Genomic DNA, 17,353 nt, shown 5'->3' with positions numbered 1-17,353 from the left:
GACTACCGTTTATGGGGTGACTTACGAAGATCTGGCAGATGTTTTGGCGCAAGTAGAGGGCATTTCCGGTGCTGAGCTGGTGGATGTGCGCTTTGCGGAGCTCACCACGTTGCACCTCGGCGGGGCGCCGCTTGCGGCGGTGCGTGTTCATGAGGGGGAGGCGCTGGCGGGGGTGCTGAGGCTCCTCGACGCCGCCAAGGCCGAGGTTCTCATAGTCGGCGGCGGCTCGAACTTGGTCATTGCCGACGGCCAGGTGCCGGTCGTTGCAGTGCTGCTGGCGTTCGATGGGGTTGAGGCGAACCCGGCCACGGGTGTGCTGGTGGCTGAGGCGGGCGCGGTGTGGGACGAGGTCGTGGAGTTGAGCGTGGAGCTGGGCCTCGGCGGCATCGAGTGCCTCTCGGGCATCCCGGGCTCAGTCGGCGCGACGCCGGTCCAAAACGTGGGCGCCTATGGGGTGGAGATCGCCGATGTGCTCACGCGCGTCAAGCTGTACGACCGCCGCACTGGTGACGTCGGCTGGCATCCCGCCAGCTCCCTGGACCTTTCCTACCGCCATTCCAACCTCAAATTCACCAACCGAGCCGTGGTGCTGGCCGTGGAGCTGCAATTGCGCACCGACGGCCTCTCCGCCCCGCTGCGCTACGGGGAGCTTCCCGACGAACGCAGGCCCGTAGCCGAAGTGCGCGAATCCGTGCTCGCGCTGCGAAGGGGCAAGGGCATGGTGTACGACCCCGAGGATCACGACACCTGGTCCGCTGGGTCCTTCTTCACCAACCCAATCCTCCCTCATGGACAAGTCCATGAGGGGGGACCGGAATTTCCTGCTGATGAGGGGATGGTCAAGCTCTCGGCGGCCTGGCTCATCGAGCATTCCGGCTTCCCCAAGGGCTACCCCGGCGAGGGGGCGCCCGCGCGTTTGTCAACGAAGCACACGTTGGCGCTGACGAACAGAGGCGCGGCCACGACCGCGGACCTTGTGGCGTTGGCCGCTGAGGTCCGCGATGGCGTGTACCGCGCCTATGGGGTGGAGTTGGTGCCCGAGCCCGTATGGGTGGGCGTGGAGCTGCCGCCTATTTCGACGCGCGATTGATGATCTCGGCCTGGACCTCGCGGCGGCGGATTTTGCCGGTGAGGTCGCGGTTGAGTTCGTCGAAGTGGTAGAAGGTGCGCGGCACCTTGTAGCGGGTGAGGTTCTCGCGGCAGTATTGCTTGAGGCCCTCGGGGTCCAGCGCGGCGCCTTGGCGCAGGGTGATGGCGGCCACTACGTTTTCGGAGCCGTCGGGGCGAGGCAGGCCTACCACGGCGGAGTCGCTGACGTCTGGGTGTCCGTTGAGCACCTCTTCCACTTCCGCGGGGTAGACGTTGAAGCCGCCGGTGATGATCACTTCCTTAATACGGGCGACCAGGCGGATGAAGCCGTCGGATTCCATCACACCGACGTCACCCGTGCGGTACCATCCCTCATGGAAACTCGCGGCGGTGGCCTCAGGCTGGTTGAGATAGCCCTGGAAGACCTGGGGTCCTCGCACGAGCACCTCCCCCTCGGTGCCGTCGGGCTGCGTCTCGGAGGGGTTGTCTGGGTTGGCGATGCGGATCTCGGTGTCGGGGAATGGGATGCCGACGTAGCCTGGGCGGCGGTCAGAGGACATCGGATTACCGGTGATGATTGGGCCGGTTTCGGTGAGGCCGTAGCCTTCAACCAACAGGCCGCCGGTGAGCTCCTCCCACTGCTCAACCGTGGAGGTAGGCAGCGTGGATGCCCCGGAGAAGGAGTTGCGCACGCCGTTGATGTTGATGCCTTCGGCCTTGGCGGCGTCGACAATCTTTTGATAGAGCGTGGGCACACCCGGAACCCAGGTGGGGGTGCGCTTCTTCATGACCTTCATAATCAGCGGGATCTGCGGCGCGGGGAGCAACTCCACGCAGGCGCCCACGTAGATCGCCAGGTTCATCACGATGGTCACGCCGTACGCGTGGAACAGTGGCAGCGCGCCGAGCATGCGCTCGTCTTGGTTGCCCAGGCCCTTCACCCACGCCTTGCCTTGCAGCAGGTTGGCAAAGAGGTTGCCGTGGCTGAGCTGCGCGCCCTTCGGGGAGCCCGTGGTACCGGAGGTGTAGAGGATCAGCGCGATGCTGTCCTTGGTGACCTCCGGGTTGGATTCCAAGTCCTCTCCCTGCCCACCGAGCGCCGCTTCCATGAGGACGTTGAAGGGGATGGAGCGCGGTGCGGTGCCGTGGAGCTGGTCGCGCTTCTTCTTGATCGCCGGGATCGGCAGGCGCAGGGCGAGCTGCTGAACCTTTGGCATGGCCTCGATCATGTTCACCGAGACGATCGTCTCCAGAGGGGTGGTGTGGCGCAGCTTCTCCAGGGTGGCAACGGCCTTATCCCACACAATTGCTACGCGCGCCTTGTGGTCGTTGAACGGCGCCTCCAGCTCGTGGGCGGTGTAGAGCGGGTTGTGCTCCACGACGATCGCGCCGAGCTTCAACACCGCCCAGTAGGCAACGATGTGCTGCGGGCAGTTGGGCAGAGCAATGACGACGCAGTCACCGGGGCGCACACCCAAGGCCCGAAGTCCGGCTGCGGCGCCGCGCACCTGCTTATCCAATTCGTTGTAGGACATTTGGCGGCCAAAGAATGCGGTTGCGGGCTTGTCGCCGTTGAGGGCGAGGTTGTTGTCGTAGCAATCCAGCAAGGTGGTGTCGCCGTATTCCAAGGAATGCGGCGTCCAATCCCCGTAGTGCTCCAGCCAGGCTTTGGTCTCAAATGCTTGGGACATATTTGAGTGGTTCCTCTCATGAATATCGTTCGGTGCGCGAGCACGATCGAAATTAGAGCTTACCCTCATGTTTTCTCATACGGGGGGTTGTTTAGGATGGAAACCATGCGCATCGCAATGATTTCCATGCACACCTCGCCCCTTGAACAGCCCGGTTCGGGTGACGCCGGCGGCATGAACGTCTACGTCCTAAATGTTGCAAAGCAACTGGCAAAGCAGGGCATGGAGGTGGACGTGTTCACCCGCGCCACCCGCCAAAGCCAGGGTGAGGTGGTGCAGGTGGCACCAGGGTTGCGGGTGATCAACATCGTCGCCGGCCCGTATGAAGGATTAGCCAAGGAGGAGCTGCCCACGCAGCTCGCCGCCTTCTCCGGCGGAGTGGTGCAGCACGTCCGACGCGAACAGGTGGAGTATGACCTCATCCACTCCCACTACTGGCTTTCGGGTCAAGTGGGTTGGCTGCTGCGCGATATCTGGAGCATCCCGCTCGTGCACACCGCGCACACCCTGGCTGCGGTGAAAAACTGGTCCGGCTCCAGCGAGTCCGAGGCCCGCCGCATCTGCGAGCAGCAGCTGGTGGACAACGCCAACGCCCTGGTGGTCAACACCACCGAAGAACACAGCGACCTTGTGTACCACTACGATGCCAACCCGGAGAAAATCCAAGTCATGACCCCTGGTACCGACGTGGAGGTGTTCACCCCAGGCACTGAGCGCAACACCGAACGTGCGCGCCGGGAGTTGGGCATCCCGCTGCACGCCAAGGTGGTGGCGTTTGTGGGTCGGCTCCAGGAGTTCAAAGGCCCGCATGTGCTCATACAGGCGGTGGGGGAGCTCATGAGGGAGCAGCCGCAGCGCAATCTGCGCGTGCTCATCTGCGGCGGCGCGTCTGGCGCGGCGGCGAACCTCGCGCACTACCAACACCTGGCGCACAGCGAAGGGGTGAGCCACATCGTCCGTTTTCTGGAGCCGCGGCCCCCGGAGGAGCTGGTGAGTGTGTACCGCGCTGCGGACGTCGTCGCTGTGCCCAGCTACAATGAGTCTTTCGGCCTTGTTGCCATGGAGGCGCAGGCCTCGGGGACCCCGGTGGTGGCTGCGCGCGTCGGCGGGCTTCCCATTGCCGTGGTGGAGGGTGAGACGGGCGTGCTGGTTACGGGGCATGAGCCCGCGGACTGGGCGGAGGCACTCGGGCAGCTGCTCGACGACGACGCCACCCGCATCCGCATGGGCGTAGATGCTGTGCGGCACGCCAATAACTATTCTTGGGCGGCTTCGGCGGCGGTGTTGGCGGGGATTTATTCAGATGTCCTCTCCTCATGGGAAGCTGAGGGCGGTGAGCAGGAGCGTCAGGCGCACGGGTAGGGCTGGTTGGGGGAAATGTCACTCCGAGCTGCCGCGGGTGCGAAAAGATGGCAAACTTGTGGGCATGACTCAAGGAAAACTGATTCTTCTCCGCCATGGCCAGAGCGAATGGAACGCTTCCAACCAGTTCACCGGTTGGGTGGACGTCAATCTCACCGCACAGGGTGAGGCAGAGGCAAAGCGTGGCGGCGAGCTGCTGAAGGAAACCGGCGTGCTTCCTGAGGTGGTGTACACCTCCCTGCTGCGCCGTGCTATCCGCACCGCAAACATTGCGCTGAATGCCGCTGACCGCCACTGGATCCCAGTGGTGCGCGATTGGCGCCTCAACGAGCGCCACTACGGCGCGCTTCAGGGCCTGAACAAGGCCGAGACGTTGGAGAAGTTCGGCGAGGAGCAGTTCATGGCGTGGCGTCGTTCCTACGACACCCCACCGCCAGTGCTGGAGGATGACAACGAGTTCTCCCAGGCCGGCGACGTCCGCTACGCAAACCTGGACTCTGTACCACAGACCGAGTGCCTCAAGGACGTAGTGGAGCGCTTCGTTCCTTACTTCGAGGAAGAGATCCTGCCACGCGCAAAGCGCGGCGAGACCGTGCTGATCGCGGCCCATGGCAACTCCCTGCGCGCGCTGGTCAAGCACCTGGACAACATCTCTGATGCGGACATCGCAGAGCTCAACATCCCAACCGGTATTCCACTGGTGTATGAGCTCGACGCCGAAGGCACCGTACTCAACCCAGGTGGCACCTACCTCGACCCAGAGGCCGCAGCAGCTGGTGCCGCAGCGGTAGCCGCCCAGGGTAAGTAAGTCCTGGCTTGCTGATATCCGATAGCCGATAGCTGGTAGCCGATAACAGTGGCAGTTTTCGCCGCATTCTTGTTGGGCGTGGTCCTCATGGGCCTCGCCCTACCTACGTTTCAGTGGTTCCGGAGCAGACTGCGCAGGTACCGCGCGGCGGCAACGCTCACTGAAAACCAAGTCACCACCGTCTCCCAGATGCTGCACCTGACGGTGCAGGGTTCGCCAACAGGGGTGACGGTAGTGGATCGCACAGGGACCGTGCTTCTCTCCAACGCCCGAGCCCACGAGATGGGCGTGGTGCATGAACGCACCATCAACGAGCAGGTGTGGGAGGCAGCGAGACAGTCCTTCCAGGACGAGGAAACCCACGTCTTGGAAATGTCTACCGCACATCGCCGGGTGGGCCAGCGGATTACGAGCGTACGCGCCGTCGTGAAGCCCCTGACCCTCGTTGATGACCGCTTCGTGGTGGTGTACTCCACGGATGAGTCGGAGTCGCGCCGTATGGAGTCTGCGCGGCGAGACTTCGTTGCCAACGTCTCTCATGAGCTCAAAACGCCAGTTGGGGGCATGGCGTTGCTCGCGGAGGCAATCGTGGAGGCCTCCGATGATCGTGAGCAGGTGGAATACTTTGGCAACCGGATCAACAAGGAAGCCCACCGCCTCGCGGACATGATCAACGAGCTCATCTCCCTGTCCAAGCTGCAGGGCGCCGAGGCGCTGCCGGACATGGAGGAGGTCAAGCTCGATGAGGTGGTGGATGAGGCCATCAACCGCAACAAGCTCGCCGCGGACAACGCCGGCATCGAGCTGCTGAGGGGGCGCCGGGGTGGCGGGGTGAGTGTGCTGGGGGACCGCTCGTTGCTCATCACCGCGGTGAGCAATCTCATCAGCAATGCCATCAACTATTCGCCCACCTCAATGCCGGTTTCTGTGTCCACCAAGGTGGTCAATGATGAGCTTGTGCTCATACGGGTGATTGATCGCGGCATTGGCATCGCCCCGGAGCACCAGGACCGCGTGTTTGAGCGCTTCTTCCGTGTGGATAAGGCCCGCTCGCGTTCTACCGGCGGCACGGGTCTGGGCCTTGCCATTGTGAAGCACGTTGCGGCGAATCACGGGGGAGATATCAAGCTTTGGTCTCGCCTCGGCACTGGTTCTACATTTACTATCGAGTTGCCCATCTACAATCGTTCCAACACCACCACTGAGCCTGAGCGCCCCACGCTTGAGCCTGACCTCACCCTGCGCGCGGTGGGCGCGCGCCGAAAGGACAAGTAGCAATGACCACCATTCTGCTCGTCGAGGATGAAGAGTCCCTCGCTGATCCCCTTGCCTTCCTGCTCAAAAAAGAGGGCTTTGAGGTGATCGTCGCCGGCGACGGCCCCACCGCCCTCATCGAATTCGAGCGCAATGAGGTAGACATCGTGCTGCTCGATCTCATGCTTCCGGGGATGTCAGGTACCGACGTCTGCAAGCGGCTGCGTGCCGTGTCCCATGTCCCGGTCATTATGGTGACCGCCCGTGACTCGGAGATTGACAAGGTTGTAGGCCTAGAGCTGGGGGCCGACGACTACGTCACCAAGCCATACTCCTCCCGGGAGCTTATCGCCCGTGTGCGTGCTGTCCTGCGCCGTGGAGGCGAGGTACCTGTCCATGAGGAAGAACAGGAGCAGATCCTGGCCGGTGGCCGTGTCCGGATGGACGTAGAGCGCCACACCGTTTCCGTGGACGGCGCGGAGGTGGCCATGCCGCTTAAGGAGTTCGACCTCCTCGAATACCTCATGCGAAACTCTGGGCGGGTGCTCACCCGCGGCCAGATCATTGACCGCATCTGGGGCGCCGACTATGTTGGCGACACCAAGACCCTCGACGTCCACGTCAAGCGACTGCGCTCCAAAATTGAGGTGGACCCCAAGCACCCGATCAACCTCATTACGGTGCGTGGGCTGGGGTACAAGTTCGAAGCCTAGCCCCTCATGAGCACGGGTCAGCGGGGTGAGCCACGAAACCTGAAACGCCCCTGCTCTGCCGTGCCAACAGATGGGCCTTGAGGGCGTCGAAACCCGCATTGCCCATGAGGGCGATGAGTTCGGCTTGCATCGTTTGCCACAGCGGTTTGTCCGAGGTGTGGCAGCCGGGTGCGCTGCTGCAGTACCAGTCGAAGTCCTCGCCGCCCGAGCCCCAGCCACGACGGTCGTATTCCGTGATGGTGGTGCGGAGGATTTCGTGGTCGTCGGGCCGGGTTTCGTATGCTTCGATGCGGCGGAGGGGGAGCTGCCAGCAGACTTCGGGTTTCACCACCGTCAAATCTTCCCCCTCATGGACAGCCCATTGGTGGATGGCGCAGCCGGGGCCAGTTTCCCAGCCTTCACGGTTGGCGAACACGCAGGCGTTGTTCATGAGGGAGGTGCGGAGGGCGGGTTCGGGCTCGCCTTCGTCGTTGTCCAGGGTGTCCCATTCCAACCAGGGCTCTAGGTCTGCAGCGGTATTGGCGTGGGTGGCTCGTGCGAGGACGGCGTCGCGGTGTTGCCAGAAGCGGGCGGGCATGCGGGTGACGGCGTCGTGGAGTTGGGCGCGGTCCTCCTCATCGGTGAGGAAGGCGCCGTGGACGCAGCAGCCTACGTCGGGGGCTTCGGCGCTGATGCCCTTGCAGGCGCTCGTGCCAAATTGGCAGGCGTAGTGTGATTCCAGCCAGGTGAGATCGATTGCAAAGAGGTGATCTGGGTCTGCTGGGTCGGTGAATTCGTACCATTCGCGAGGAAAATCCGGCGGTGTTTCATCTCCGCTCAAAATGGACATTCCCGCAGGTGAAGCCTGTGGAAATCCTAAGGAAACCTTTGCGGGGGTAGCTTTTTTGCTGGGCTGATTCACACTTTCCTAGGCTATACCGTCTAACCTTAAACCGTGAGATTAGGTGTGTTGGACGTGGGAAGTAACACGGTCCATATGGTTGCGGTCGATGCCAAGCAGGGCGGTAGGCCTACTGCGATGAGCGATTGGAAGACCCCGCTGCGCTTGGTGGAGTACCTTGACGCGGACGGTGCGATCGACGCCAAGGGCGTGCAGAAGCTCGTCGATTCTGTTGCGGAAGCCTCTCAGCTTGCCACGCAGTTGGGCTGCGCGGAGCTGATGCCCTTCGCTACGTCGGCGGTGCGTTCCGCCACGAATTCTGACGCTGTGCTGGACACCGTGGAACAGGAAACCGGCGTGCGCCTGGAGATCCTCTCCGGCCCCGACGAGGCCCGTCTGACCTTCCTCGCGGTTCGCCGCTGGTACGGCTGGTCTGCCGGTCGCATCATCAACCTGGACATCGGCGGCGGTTCCCTGGAGCTCTCCACTGGTGCTGAGGAGCTGCCGGATGCCGCGTTTTCCCTGGATCTGGGCGCGGCGCGGCTCACGCACAACTGGTTCGATACGGACCCGCCGGAGCGCAAGAAAATCAACTTGCTGCGCGACTACATTGATGCGGAGCTTGTCGACGCGGCCAAGGGGATCCGGGCTCACGGCGAAGCGCGCGTTGCGGCGGGCACGTCCAAGACCTTCCGGACGCTTGCACGCCTCACCGGCGCGGCCCCCTCATCAGAAGGCCCATACGTGACTCGCACGCTCACTGCGCCAGGTTTGCGGCAGCTTATCGCGTTTATTTCCCGCATGACGGCTGCAGACAGGGCAGAATTGGAGGGAGTGAGCTCGAGCCGGTCTCATCAGATCGTGGCGGGTGCGTTGGTCGCGGAGGCGGCTATGCGTGCGCTGCGGATTGAAAGGCTTGAGATTTGCCCTTGGGCGTTGCGCGAGGGCGTGATTTTGCGCCGAATGGAGCAAGGGTTAGATACTGTATTGGACAATCAAGGAGGTACCGAGGCATGACCGAGAAGCAACTGACGGTTGCCGAGCTGCTGGCTCGGTCCGGCAAGGCGGCCGGCGAGGGGGAGTCGACCCGCCGACGCCGGCGCCGTAGCCTCGAAGAAGGCGGCATTTCCGTAGCGGAGCTCACGGGCAACATTCCCAAGGTGGACGCAAAGCCGGCGGAATCGAAGCACTCCAGCCATCCCATCGATGAGGAGCACGCCGAACCCAAGCCCACACCAAATCCGAAGCCGGCGTTCAACGCAGCCAAAGTAGCACCAGCGGAGCCGGAAAAGGCGCCTTCGAAGGTTGCTGACGACGAAACCATCGTGCTTTCTGTCGTGGATGAAAAAGATCCCGTTCGGTTGACCACCGGCTCCTTCAAGGCGGTGTCAACTCCAGCGCCAACCCAAACCCCAGCTCCCATCCCCACTCCGACTCCAGCTCCGGTACCAGCCGCCACCGCCGTGCACGAGCCCGCTCCTGCTGAGCAGGAAGGCGACGCCGCAGCGGACCTTGATGCTCATGAGGGGGCTGCCGACGTCGGAACCGCTGCCCCAGAAAAACCCGCCCTCGGTGTGGTTCTGCTGATGGCCGCGGTGGGTACGATCCTCGGTGCCGCCGTGTTCAAGGTCTTCGAGTGGCTGTGGGGCAATCTGAACACGCCAGTGGTTGTGGTGCTCGCGCTATTCGTAGTGGCTGCCTATGTAGGTGTGGTACATGTGATGCGCACGGAGAATGACAAGTTCAACAAGGTGCTCGCCGCCGTGGCTGGCCTGTTGATGACCTTCGGGCCCGCATTGGTGGTCTGATCGCACTTCTTGCCGACGGCGCCGTTTGCTTTTCGCTACGGTGGATTCCATGACATCTGCAACTTCTTTGTCCATTGCAATCCTCGGCGGCGGGAAGATCGGCGAGGCGCTGATCGCGGGCCTGGTGGCTGGCGGCGTGAATCCTAAGGACATTCACGTGACCAACCGCACCGAGGCCACTGGGCAGGCACTCGAAGAGCGCTACGGCGTGGTGCCCATGACGGACAACAACGGCGCTGCCAGCGACGCCGACGTGGTCTTCCTCTGCGTCAAGCCCAAGCAGATCGTGGGCCTGTTGGAGGAGGTTGCGCAGACCATCGACAACAACGCCAACACCGTGGTGGTGTCCATGGCCGCGGGCGTGACGAACGCCGCCATGGAGGAGGTGCTCGCCGCGGGCTCGCCGGTGGTGCGCGTGATGCCAAATACGCCGATGCTCGTGGGGGCGGGCATGTCTGCCGTGGCGCCTGGGCGCTTTGCCCGCGAGGAGGACGTGGAACTTGTCACCGAGCTGCTGGAGAAAGTCGGCGAGGTTACGGTGATCGAGGAATCCGAGATGGACGCCGTGGTGGCGCTCTCCGGCTCAGCTCCGGCGTACTACTTCCTGTTCACCGAGGCCCTCATCGACGCTGGGGTGTCGTTGGGATTGCCTCGCGACGTCGCCAAGCGTTTCGCGGTCTCCAGCGCCGCCGGCGCGGGCAAGATGCTCGCGGAGCTGGGGGAGGAGCCAGCGACACTGCGGGCCAACGTCTCCTCGCCCGCGGGAACCACCATCGCGGCGCTGCGCGAATTGGAGGAGTCGGGGCTTCGCGGGGCGGTGTACCGGGCTGCGGAGGCGTGTGCGCGGAGGAATAAAGAATTGGGGTAACCCCCTCATGAACACCAAAGGTGCTGGTGAGGGTGCCGTTGCAGGTGTGAAAAGCGTGACAATTGGCCATTTGTGAAAAATTTGGCACCCCGTGAGTCGCAATAGTCACACCTTTCACGCTAGGCTGTAGCGAGCACGTGCGTGATTGTTCTGCGGGAGGGGAAGCCTGCAGCGCGCCACTTGCTGAAGGGTGAAAGAAATATGGCAAATAAAGAAAATGGATCGTTCCTGACGGTCGCTGAGGTCGCAGAACTTATGCGCGTGTCCAAGATGACCGTGTACCGCCTGGTTCACTCCGGTGAACTGCCAGCAGTGCGCGTTGGACGGAGCTTCCGTGTTCACGAGAAAGCGGTGAACGACTACTTGGATTCCTCCTACTACGAGGTTGGTTAGTTTCCAAGGATCCATGCCACACGCAAAAGCTCCCCTCATGAGCTCATGAGGGGAGCTTTTGCTAATCCTATTTGCTGGTCGGTATGATTGATCCCATTCGTGTCGCCGCCTCTCCCATTTTGCGCACCGCGCATCACTGGCATCACTGAACGTGCACTTCGGGTTGCAGGTGAGAGGAGTTTTCGGCTGGCAGGGAAGTACGTACACCAACGAAGAAGCGAGGGAAACCTAGAATGGGTTCTGTCATCAAGAAGCGCCGCAAGCGCATGTCCAAGAAGAAGCACCGCAAGTTGCTGCGCCGCACTCGTGTGCAGCGTCGTAAGTTGGGCAAGTAACACATCGCGCCGCCAAGAAGGGTTCTCCCTTCTGGGCGGCGTTTGTGTTTCCGCTAGTTTTTGAGTGCCCGCCAGCCGCCGAAGCTCAGGGCGGCGGTGGCCAGTGCTGGCATACCGAAGGTGCGCACGGCCTTGCGGATGGAGCGATAGTCGTACACCCGCCAGCCGCGCGCCTTGGCCTCCTTGGCAAGCTGTCGGTCAGGGTTCACTGCAATGGCGGTGCCCACCATGGAAAGCATCGGAATGTCATTGATGGAGTCCGAATAGGCGGTGCAGCGCTGCAGATCCAGGCGCTCCAGGGTGGCCAGGGCTGCTACGGCGTGGCGCTTGCCGGGGCCGTGGAGAATGTCGCCCACCAGTCTGCCTGTGAACACACCGTCTTCCACCTCGGCTACGGTGCCCAGGGCACCCGTAAATCCCAGGTGCTTCGCCATCACTTGGGCGAGCTGCACGGGCGTTGCAGAAACCAGCCAAACCTGATGCCCTGCCTGGATGTGTTCGTCGGCAAGTAATTTTGTGCCCGGCCAGAGACGCTCAGACATTTTGGACTGCATGATTTCCTCGCACAGTTCATTGATCTCGGACACTTTGCGGCCCTTGATGAACTCGAGGGCCTGCTGGCGGCCTTCGGCGACGTCGGCGGCGTTTTCCGCGCCCGTGACCCGGAATTTGATCTGCTTCCACATCACCGGCAGCATCTCCGAGAATTTGAAGTAGCGCTTCTTGGCCAGGCCGATGGCGAAGACGATCAGCGAGGAGCCCTGGATGAGGGTGTTGTCAATGTCAAAGAACGCCGCGGCGCCCACGTCCTGGATGATTTCCGGGTCCGGGGTGTTCACGTGGAGCGTGCCCGCGGCCTCTATGGAGCCGGTCACGGAGTCAAGTCCCGAGGTGTACTGCGCGAGGTCCAAGCCAAAAAGTTCCGCGGCGGCGACGGCAGCGGCGGCCTCACCAGCCTCACGCTGCGTTGCATCATCGACGGGCGGCAGCGCGTATTCCTCAAGGAAGCGGCGCAAGTTGCCGCGGGTGGCCGACCAACCGGCGAGGAAGTCCTGGGGGGTGTGGTGCCAAGAGGGGGAGTGTTCGCTCACGTGCTTCAAGCTACCTTTGCAAAGTTGAGTGTCAGGTGCAGGGGTGGTCAAGTGCTGCCAACAAGTTTGCCACCATCCGCGCCGCCGCGCTCGCTTCCCCTCATGAACACTTTTCAAGTTGAACTACACCTTCAAACTTGCTCATGAGGGGAGGTAGGATTGCGTGGGTGAAACTCGTAGAACTCATGACCCGCCCCTCCTGCGGCTCCTGCGCCCGTGTTGCGGAGCAGATCGCCCCTGTGATTGCTCGTTCAGGTGCGGTGCTGCAGGTGGTGGATGTGGAGAACTCGGCGGATTTGGAGGCGGAGTTTGGGGACCGCGTACCGGTGGTGGTGATTGACGGGGAGGAGTTTGCGTGCTGGGAAGTGGACAATGAGGAGTTAGCCAAGGCTTTGTTGTCCTGAAGGGGGGTACGCGGTAGCGTGTGTTCGTTACGAGGTATAGCATCATTTCAACCAAAAGGTTGATAGTGGAAGGGTGTTGGATCAGGTGAGTGTTCTGGTGGTGGGGATGTCCCACCGGTCGGCGCCGGTGACCCTCCTCGAGCAACTGAGCATGGACGATGCCGTTCGCACCAGCGCCACTTCCGCTTTGGTGAAGCAACCGAGCTTGAGTGAAGCGATGATCATTTCCACCTGCAACCGCCTTGAGGTGTATGCAGTTGCCTCCAGTTTCCATACGGGGGTCAATGAGGTTGTGGATGTACTCCATGACATTTCGGGGGTGGATATTGAAACGCTTCGGGGCTACCTCTATGTCCGTTATGCGGATGCTGCGGCGGAGCATATGATGACGGTGTCCGCTGGTTTGGACTCCATGGTGGTCGGCGAGCAGCAAATCATTGGCCAGGTGCGCACCGCGTATCAGGAGGCCACCGACGTCGGCACGGTTGGCCCGGCGCTGCATGGGTTGGTGCAGGCGTCCTTGCACGCGGGAAAGCGTGTGCATCACGAGACGGATATTGATGATGCGGGGGCGTCGATGGTGTCTTTTGCCTTTGATGAGGCGCTGCCGCTCATGGGACTGCCTCCTCATGAGCAGGCGCCGCTGGCTGGAAAGAAAGCACTGGTCCTGGGTGCAGGTGCGATGGCGTCTTTGGCGGCCACCCACTTGGGCCGGCTGGGGGTGGAGACCTTGGTGCTGGCTAACCGGACGCGTTCGCGCGCGGAACGCTTGGCGGAGCACGCCCGTGAGGCGGGGGTGGCTGCCGAGGTGGTGGATTTTGAGTCCCGCAATGAGGCGCTGCGTGAGGTGGACATCGCGGTGAGTGCCACCGGTGCGAATACCTATACGATTGAGGCGTCGGACCTTACTCCGGGGCACCCGATGATGCTGATTGACCTGTCCATGCCCAGGGATATTTCGGATGACGTGATGATGGTGGATCAGGTGCAGCTCGTCAACATTGAGAAGCTGCATGCGATCAAGAAGCAGGACCCTTCCTTGTCTGACGCGGAGGCGCACCGGATCGTTGCCGAGGAGTTGGACGCGTATTCTTCCGCGCAGCGCATCAAGGACGTGGCTCCCGCGGTCACGGCGTTGCGCCAGCATGCGGCGGGGCTGGTGGATCAGGAGTTGCAGCGTCTGCGCAGCCGAACCCCAAGCATGGATGATGAGGACTTCGAGGAGGTCACTCGCACCCTGCGCCGGGTTGTGGATAAGTTGCTCCACCAGCCGACGGTGCGGGTCAAGGAGCTCGCGGCGAACTCGGGCACGGTGAGTTATGACACCGCCTTGCAGGAACTGTTTGGGCTTGCGGTTTCCATTCCGGCCTCAGCGAATCCATCGCCGGCACCAGAACAATAGGAGGAGAACACATCGTGCGCACGTTTGCGTTGGGGACTCGTGGGTCCCTGCTTGCCACCACCCAATCCGGGCATGTGATTGCTGACCTGGCGGCGCACGGAGTGAGCGCGGAAATTCACATCGTGACCACGCCCGGAGACGTCAACATGGCTCCCGTGGAACGCATCGGCGTCGGTGTGTTCACGCAGGCGCTGCGCGATGCCCTGGAACGCGGCGAGTGCGACATCGCGGTGCATTCCATGAAGGACTTGCCAACGGCGCCGGACCCCAGGTTCGTACAGGTGGTGCCGCAGCGTGCCGACGCCCGCGATTGCCTGATTGCCCGCGACGGCCTTACCTTGGCCGATTTGCCGCAAGGGGCGAAGGTGGGAACGGGCGCGCCACGGCGCATCTCTCAGATCAAGGCGCTGCGCCCCGACGTGGAGTGCGTCCCAATCCGCGGCAACATTGATACCCGCATTGCCAAAGTCACCTCCGGGGAACTCGATGCCGTCGTCCTCGCCTACGCCGGCCTGTGCCGCGTCGGCCGAGAAGCCGAGGCCACTGAAGTATTCGACCCCAAGAACTTCCTGCCCGCACCCGCCCAGGGCGCGCTCGCTGTGGAGTGTCGCGTCGATGATGCGGAGGCCAGTGCCGCCCTGGAAACGCTTATCGACGCCGCCACCGCCCGCAGCGCCACCGCTGAGCGCGCGGTCTTGCGCGCCCTGGAAGCCGGCTGCACTGCACCGGTTGCTGCCCATGCCATTGTTGAGGGCGATGAGCTGGAGCTATCCGCCGCGGTGATCGCGCTGGATGGCACCCGCAAGCTCGTGCATTCCCAGCGCGGCCCAGCCACAGAGGCGGAGGCGATCGGCCAAGAGGTCGCCGAGGCACTGCTGGCGCTAGGCGCGGCAGACATCCTGAATTGATCGCCATGAGCCAAGCGCTACATGGGTGGCGCGTGGTGCTGCCACGCGCGCAGGGCCAGGCGGGGGAGATGGCCGCTATGCTCGAGCGGCTGGGGGCAGTTCCGGAGCTGGTACCGACGATCACCTTCACCCCCGCAGCCGAATCCCCCCTCATGGACGCGCTCATGAGCAGGCCGGATTGGGTGGTGTTTACCTCCGCCACCGCGGTGCAATTCACCCTCCCCGTATTGCGCGCCTTCACCGGGGGAGATGTAGCACATTTGTCCATGAGGGTGGCTGCGGTGGGGCCGGCGACGGCCGCGGCCCTTCAAGCCCACGGCATCCCCGTGGACCTCATGCCTGCCCCGGAGTGCCAGGACGCCTCGGGGGTGGTGGCTGCCTTCCCTCATGGGAACGGGAAGGGGTTGGTGGTTCTGCCGCGTGCGGACATTGCCACGCAGGAGTTGCCCACCGGCCTTAAGGCGAAGGGGTGGGAGGTGGTGGACGTGCCGGCGTACCATACGGTGCCCGCGCCGCCGCCGAGCGCGCAGTTTGTTGCCGCCTGGCAATCCGGCAAGGTGCAGGCGGTGTGTTTTACCTCTGGGTCCACCGCGCGTAACTTGGTGGCAATGGCGGGCAAGCCGCACCCGAGCGTGGTGGTTGCGTGCATCGGCCCGAAGTGTGCGCGGGTAGCCCAGGATCTTGGGTTGCGCGTGGATGTGGTACCGGAGGTGGCGCAGGGCGCTACGCTGGTTGAGGCGCTCGCGAGTTACGCCCGCACGCACGCGAAGCACAGCACGCCAGAAGTGATCGAGAAACGAGAGAACACATGACTGATCGACCTGTCTCAAGCGAGCTTTTGCGCAGGCCAAGGAGACTTCGTGGCACCCCGGCGATGCGTTCCTTGGTGGCGGAAACACACCTTCACCCGAGCGATTTCATCTTGCCGATGTTCGTGGCGGAGGGCATTGACGAGCCGCGCCCGATTTCCTCTATGCCGTCGGTGGTGCAGCACACTCTGGATTCCCTGGTGGAGGCTGTCCATGAGGCGGTGAGCGTGGGTATCCGCTGCGTGGACCTGTTCGGCGTGCCCCTCGAGGAGCACAAAGACGCCGTGGGGAGTGGGGCGTGGGACCGCCGGGGCATCCTCAACGAGGCCATCGCGAAGTTGCGCCGCGAATTCGGCAACGACGTCCTCATCATGGCGGACACCTGCCTTGACGAATTCACCGACCACGGCCACTGCGGCGTCCTTTCCACTGACCGTCACGGCGCAGTCATCGTGGACAACGACGCCACTCTCACCGCCTACGCACGCATGGCCATCGCCCAGGCCGAAGCCGGCGCCCACATCATCAGCCCCTCCGGGATGATGGACGGGCAGGTCCGCGTGATCCGGCAGGCGCTGGATGAGCAGGGCTTTTCCGACGTCGCCATCATGGCATACTCCGCAAAATACGCCTCTGCCTTCTATGGTCCATTCCGTGAGGCCGTGGGAAGCTCATTACAGGGTGATCGCCGCACGTATCAGCAGGACCCCGCCAACTTCCGGGAGAGCCTACTGGAAGTGGAGCTCGATGTTGCTGAGGGCGCGGACTTTGTGATGGTCAAGCCCGCAATGCCGTACCTGGACGTTCTTCGCGAGGTAGCCCAGCGATCCCCGGTACCAGTTGCCGCGTACCAAGTCTCCGGCGAGTACGCCATGCTCCACGCTGCGGCCCAAAACGGCTGGCTGGACTTGGAGGCTGTGATGATGGAATCGCTGACCAGCATCAAGCGGGCGGGCGCGCAGCAAATCCTCACGTACTTTGCAGTGGACGCAGCGAAGGTGATCACCTCCTCATGAGCGCGCGGGAAACTATAGCCCCAGCGGCGGTGGCAGCGTCGGTACTCGCGTGGATCGCAGCGCTCGGGCTGGAGCTGGTGCACCAGGGGCTGAGCGTGGCGATGAGCCTGATCAACCGCGGTCCTGCGCAGGCCTCCATGTCCAAGCTGCTCGCGGAACAAGGGCAGACGCCGGACCCCGCGCTGCTTTCAGCGGCATACACCTTCTCTGTGGTGGCGATGGGCGGGCTTGCACTGGTGATCCTGGCCGTGGTGGCTTGGATTGTGGGGCTGTACCGCGGCGGAAAGAAACATTCCGCGACGGCGCGACGGGTGCTCACCTATTTTGGCATGTACTTTGGCATCCGCGCGGTGTTGCTGCTGGTGGCCTCCCCGACGAACACTGACATTCCCACTGTGCTGTACGCCATCGACGGCTGCGTGCAGATCGCCGTGGCCACCGCGGCGCTTCTTGGGGTGAGCTTCGGATTGAAGAAGGAGTCTTTGAAGCACACGGGGGAGATCGCCAAGTAGCAGGTGTTGG

The 17,353-nt window shown here is 62.9% G+C and carries 19 protein-coding genes; 16 read left to right on the top strand and 3 right to left on the bottom strand.

What is annotated here, in order from left to right:
• The first annotated feature begins 16 nt into the window (after positions 1 to 16).
• Complete coding sequence (locus tag NQ018_RS02755; RefSeq protein ID WP_373566884.1) at positions 17 to 1,090, top strand: UDP-N-acetylmuramate dehydrogenase; 1,074 nt, start codon at positions 17 to 19, stop codon at positions 1,088 to 1,090.
• Here the strand turns inward: NQ018_RS02755 and NQ018_RS02750 are convergent.
• Positions 1,071 to 2,780, bottom strand: a complete 1,710-nt coding sequence (locus NQ018_RS02750) for a long-chain-fatty-acid--CoA ligase (RefSeq protein WP_257058201.1) — start codon at positions 2,778 to 2,780, stop codon at positions 1,071 to 1,073. The genes NQ018_RS02755 and NQ018_RS02750 overlap by 20 nt on opposite strands.
• Before the next feature lie 105 nt (positions 2,781 to 2,885).
• Between NQ018_RS02750 and mshA the strand changes: the two genes are divergently transcribed.
• The 4 genes from mshA (at position 2,886) to NQ018_RS02730 (ending at position 6,917) form a co-directional block, all read left to right on the top strand.
• Positions 2,886 to 4,142: a D-inositol-3-phosphate glycosyltransferase gene (gene mshA / locus NQ018_RS02745; protein WP_257058198.1), complete on the top strand. Its 1,257-nt coding sequence runs from the start codon at positions 2,886 to 2,888 to the stop codon at positions 4,140 to 4,142.
• 64 nt (positions 4,143 to 4,206) lie between these two features.
• Complete coding sequence (locus NQ018_RS02740) at positions 4,207 to 4,950, top strand: phosphoglyceromutase (protein ID WP_257037412.1); 744 nt, start codon at positions 4,207 to 4,209, stop codon at positions 4,948 to 4,950.
• A 48-nt stretch (positions 4,951 to 4,998) separates the two neighbouring features.
• The gene (locus NQ018_RS02735; RefSeq protein ID WP_257037413.1) at positions 4,999 to 6,225 is read left to right on the top strand and encodes a sensor histidine kinase; all 1,227 of its coding nucleotides are present in this window, start codon (positions 4,999 to 5,001) and stop codon (positions 6,223 to 6,225) included.
• Between the two features lie 2 nt (positions 6,226 to 6,227).
• Positions 6,228 to 6,917 carry a response regulator transcription factor gene (locus NQ018_RS02730; RefSeq protein ID WP_257058196.1) on the top strand — a complete coding sequence of 230 codons (690 nt, stop codon included), beginning with the start codon at positions 6,228 to 6,230 and terminating at the stop codon, positions 6,915 to 6,917.
• Between the two features lie 4 nt (positions 6,918 to 6,921).
• Here the strand turns inward: NQ018_RS02730 and NQ018_RS02725 are convergent, their stop codons facing one another.
• Positions 6,922 to 7,818 carry a DUF3109 family protein gene (locus tag NQ018_RS02725; RefSeq protein ID WP_373566883.1) on the bottom strand — a complete coding sequence of 299 codons (897 nt, stop codon included), beginning with the start codon at positions 7,816 to 7,818 and terminating at the stop codon, positions 6,922 to 6,924.
• A gap of 33 nt (positions 7,819 to 7,851) precedes the next feature.
• Here NQ018_RS02725 and NQ018_RS02720 point away from each other — a divergent pair, with 33 nt between their 5' ends.
• From NQ018_RS02720 to NQ018_RS02700, 5 genes are all read left to right on the top strand, one after another.
• Positions 7,852 to 8,814, top strand: coding sequence for a Ppx/GppA family phosphatase (locus NQ018_RS02720; protein ID WP_257037417.1), 963 nt, complete (start codon positions 7,852 to 7,854; stop codon positions 8,812 to 8,814).
• On the top strand, positions 8,811 to 9,605 hold the full coding sequence (locus NQ018_RS02715; RefSeq protein ID WP_257058192.1) for an Rv0497 family membrane protein: 795 nt from the start codon (positions 8,811 to 8,813) through the stop codon (positions 9,603 to 9,605). Before NQ018_RS02720 ends, NQ018_RS02715 begins: the two co-directional genes overlap by 4 nt.
• A 49-nt stretch (positions 9,606 to 9,654) precedes the next feature.
• Positions 9,655 to 10,473, top strand: coding sequence for a pyrroline-5-carboxylate reductase (proC, locus tag NQ018_RS02710; RefSeq protein WP_257058190.1), 819 nt, complete (start codon positions 9,655 to 9,657; stop codon positions 10,471 to 10,473).
• Between the two features lie 201 nt (positions 10,474 to 10,674).
• The gene (locus tag NQ018_RS02705) at positions 10,675 to 10,866 is read left to right on the top strand and encodes a helix-turn-helix domain-containing protein (RefSeq protein WP_257037420.1); all 192 of its coding nucleotides are present in this window, start codon (positions 10,675 to 10,677) and stop codon (positions 10,864 to 10,866) included.
• Positions 10,867 to 11,099: 233 nt separating this feature from the next.
• Positions 11,100 to 11,201: a 30S ribosomal protein bS22 gene (locus tag NQ018_RS02700; protein WP_003402602.1), complete on the top strand. Its 102-nt coding sequence runs from the start codon at positions 11,100 to 11,102 to the stop codon at positions 11,199 to 11,201.
• Between the two features lie 53 nt (positions 11,202 to 11,254).
• Here NQ018_RS02700 and NQ018_RS02695 read toward each other — a convergent pair whose 3' ends face one another.
• On the bottom strand, positions 11,255 to 12,292 hold the full coding sequence (locus NQ018_RS02695; protein WP_257058188.1) for an HAD-IB family hydrolase: 1,038 nt from the start codon (positions 12,290 to 12,292) through the stop codon (positions 11,255 to 11,257).
• A gap of 143 nt (positions 12,293 to 12,435) precedes the next feature.
• Between NQ018_RS02695 and NQ018_RS02690 the strand changes: the two genes are divergently transcribed.
• From NQ018_RS02690 to NQ018_RS02665, 6 genes are all read left to right on the top strand, one after another.
• Positions 12,436 to 12,696: a glutaredoxin family protein gene (locus tag NQ018_RS02690; protein ID WP_257058186.1), complete on the top strand. Its 261-nt coding sequence runs from the start codon at positions 12,436 to 12,438 to the stop codon at positions 12,694 to 12,696.
• An 85-nt stretch (positions 12,697 to 12,781) separates the two neighbouring features.
• Positions 12,782 to 14,098, top strand: coding sequence for a glutamyl-tRNA reductase (locus NQ018_RS02685; protein ID WP_257058183.1), 1,317 nt, complete (start codon positions 12,782 to 12,784; stop codon positions 14,096 to 14,098).
• 14 nt (positions 14,099 to 14,112) lie between these two features.
• Entirely contained in the window at positions 14,113 to 15,006 is an 894-nt protein-coding gene (gene hemC, locus NQ018_RS02680) for a hydroxymethylbilane synthase (RefSeq protein ID WP_257058181.1), read from the top strand.
• Between the two features lie 5 nt (positions 15,007 to 15,011).
• Entirely contained in the window at positions 15,012 to 15,818 is an 807-nt protein-coding gene (locus NQ018_RS02675; protein ID WP_257058178.1) for a uroporphyrinogen-III synthase, read from the top strand.
• Positions 15,815 to 16,831: a porphobilinogen synthase gene (gene hemB / locus NQ018_RS02670; RefSeq protein WP_257058176.1), complete on the top strand. Its 1,017-nt coding sequence runs from the start codon at positions 15,815 to 15,817 to the stop codon at positions 16,829 to 16,831. Before NQ018_RS02675 ends, hemB begins: the two co-directional genes overlap by 4 nt.
• Entirely contained in the window at positions 16,828 to 17,343 is a 516-nt protein-coding gene (locus NQ018_RS02665; RefSeq protein WP_257037428.1) for a hypothetical protein, read from the top strand. The genes hemB and NQ018_RS02665 overlap by 4 nt, the downstream gene beginning before the upstream one ends.
• Positions 17,344 to 17,353: the final 10 nt, after the last annotated feature.

This window comes from Corynebacterium kozikiae, from assembly GCF_024580965.1.
GTDB lineage: Bacteria > Actinomycetota > Actinomycetes > Mycobacteriales > Mycobacteriaceae > Corynebacterium > Corynebacterium kozikiae.
The sequence above is the reverse complement of the archived record's forward strand: the minus strand, read 5'-3'. Positions and strand labels throughout refer to the sequence as shown.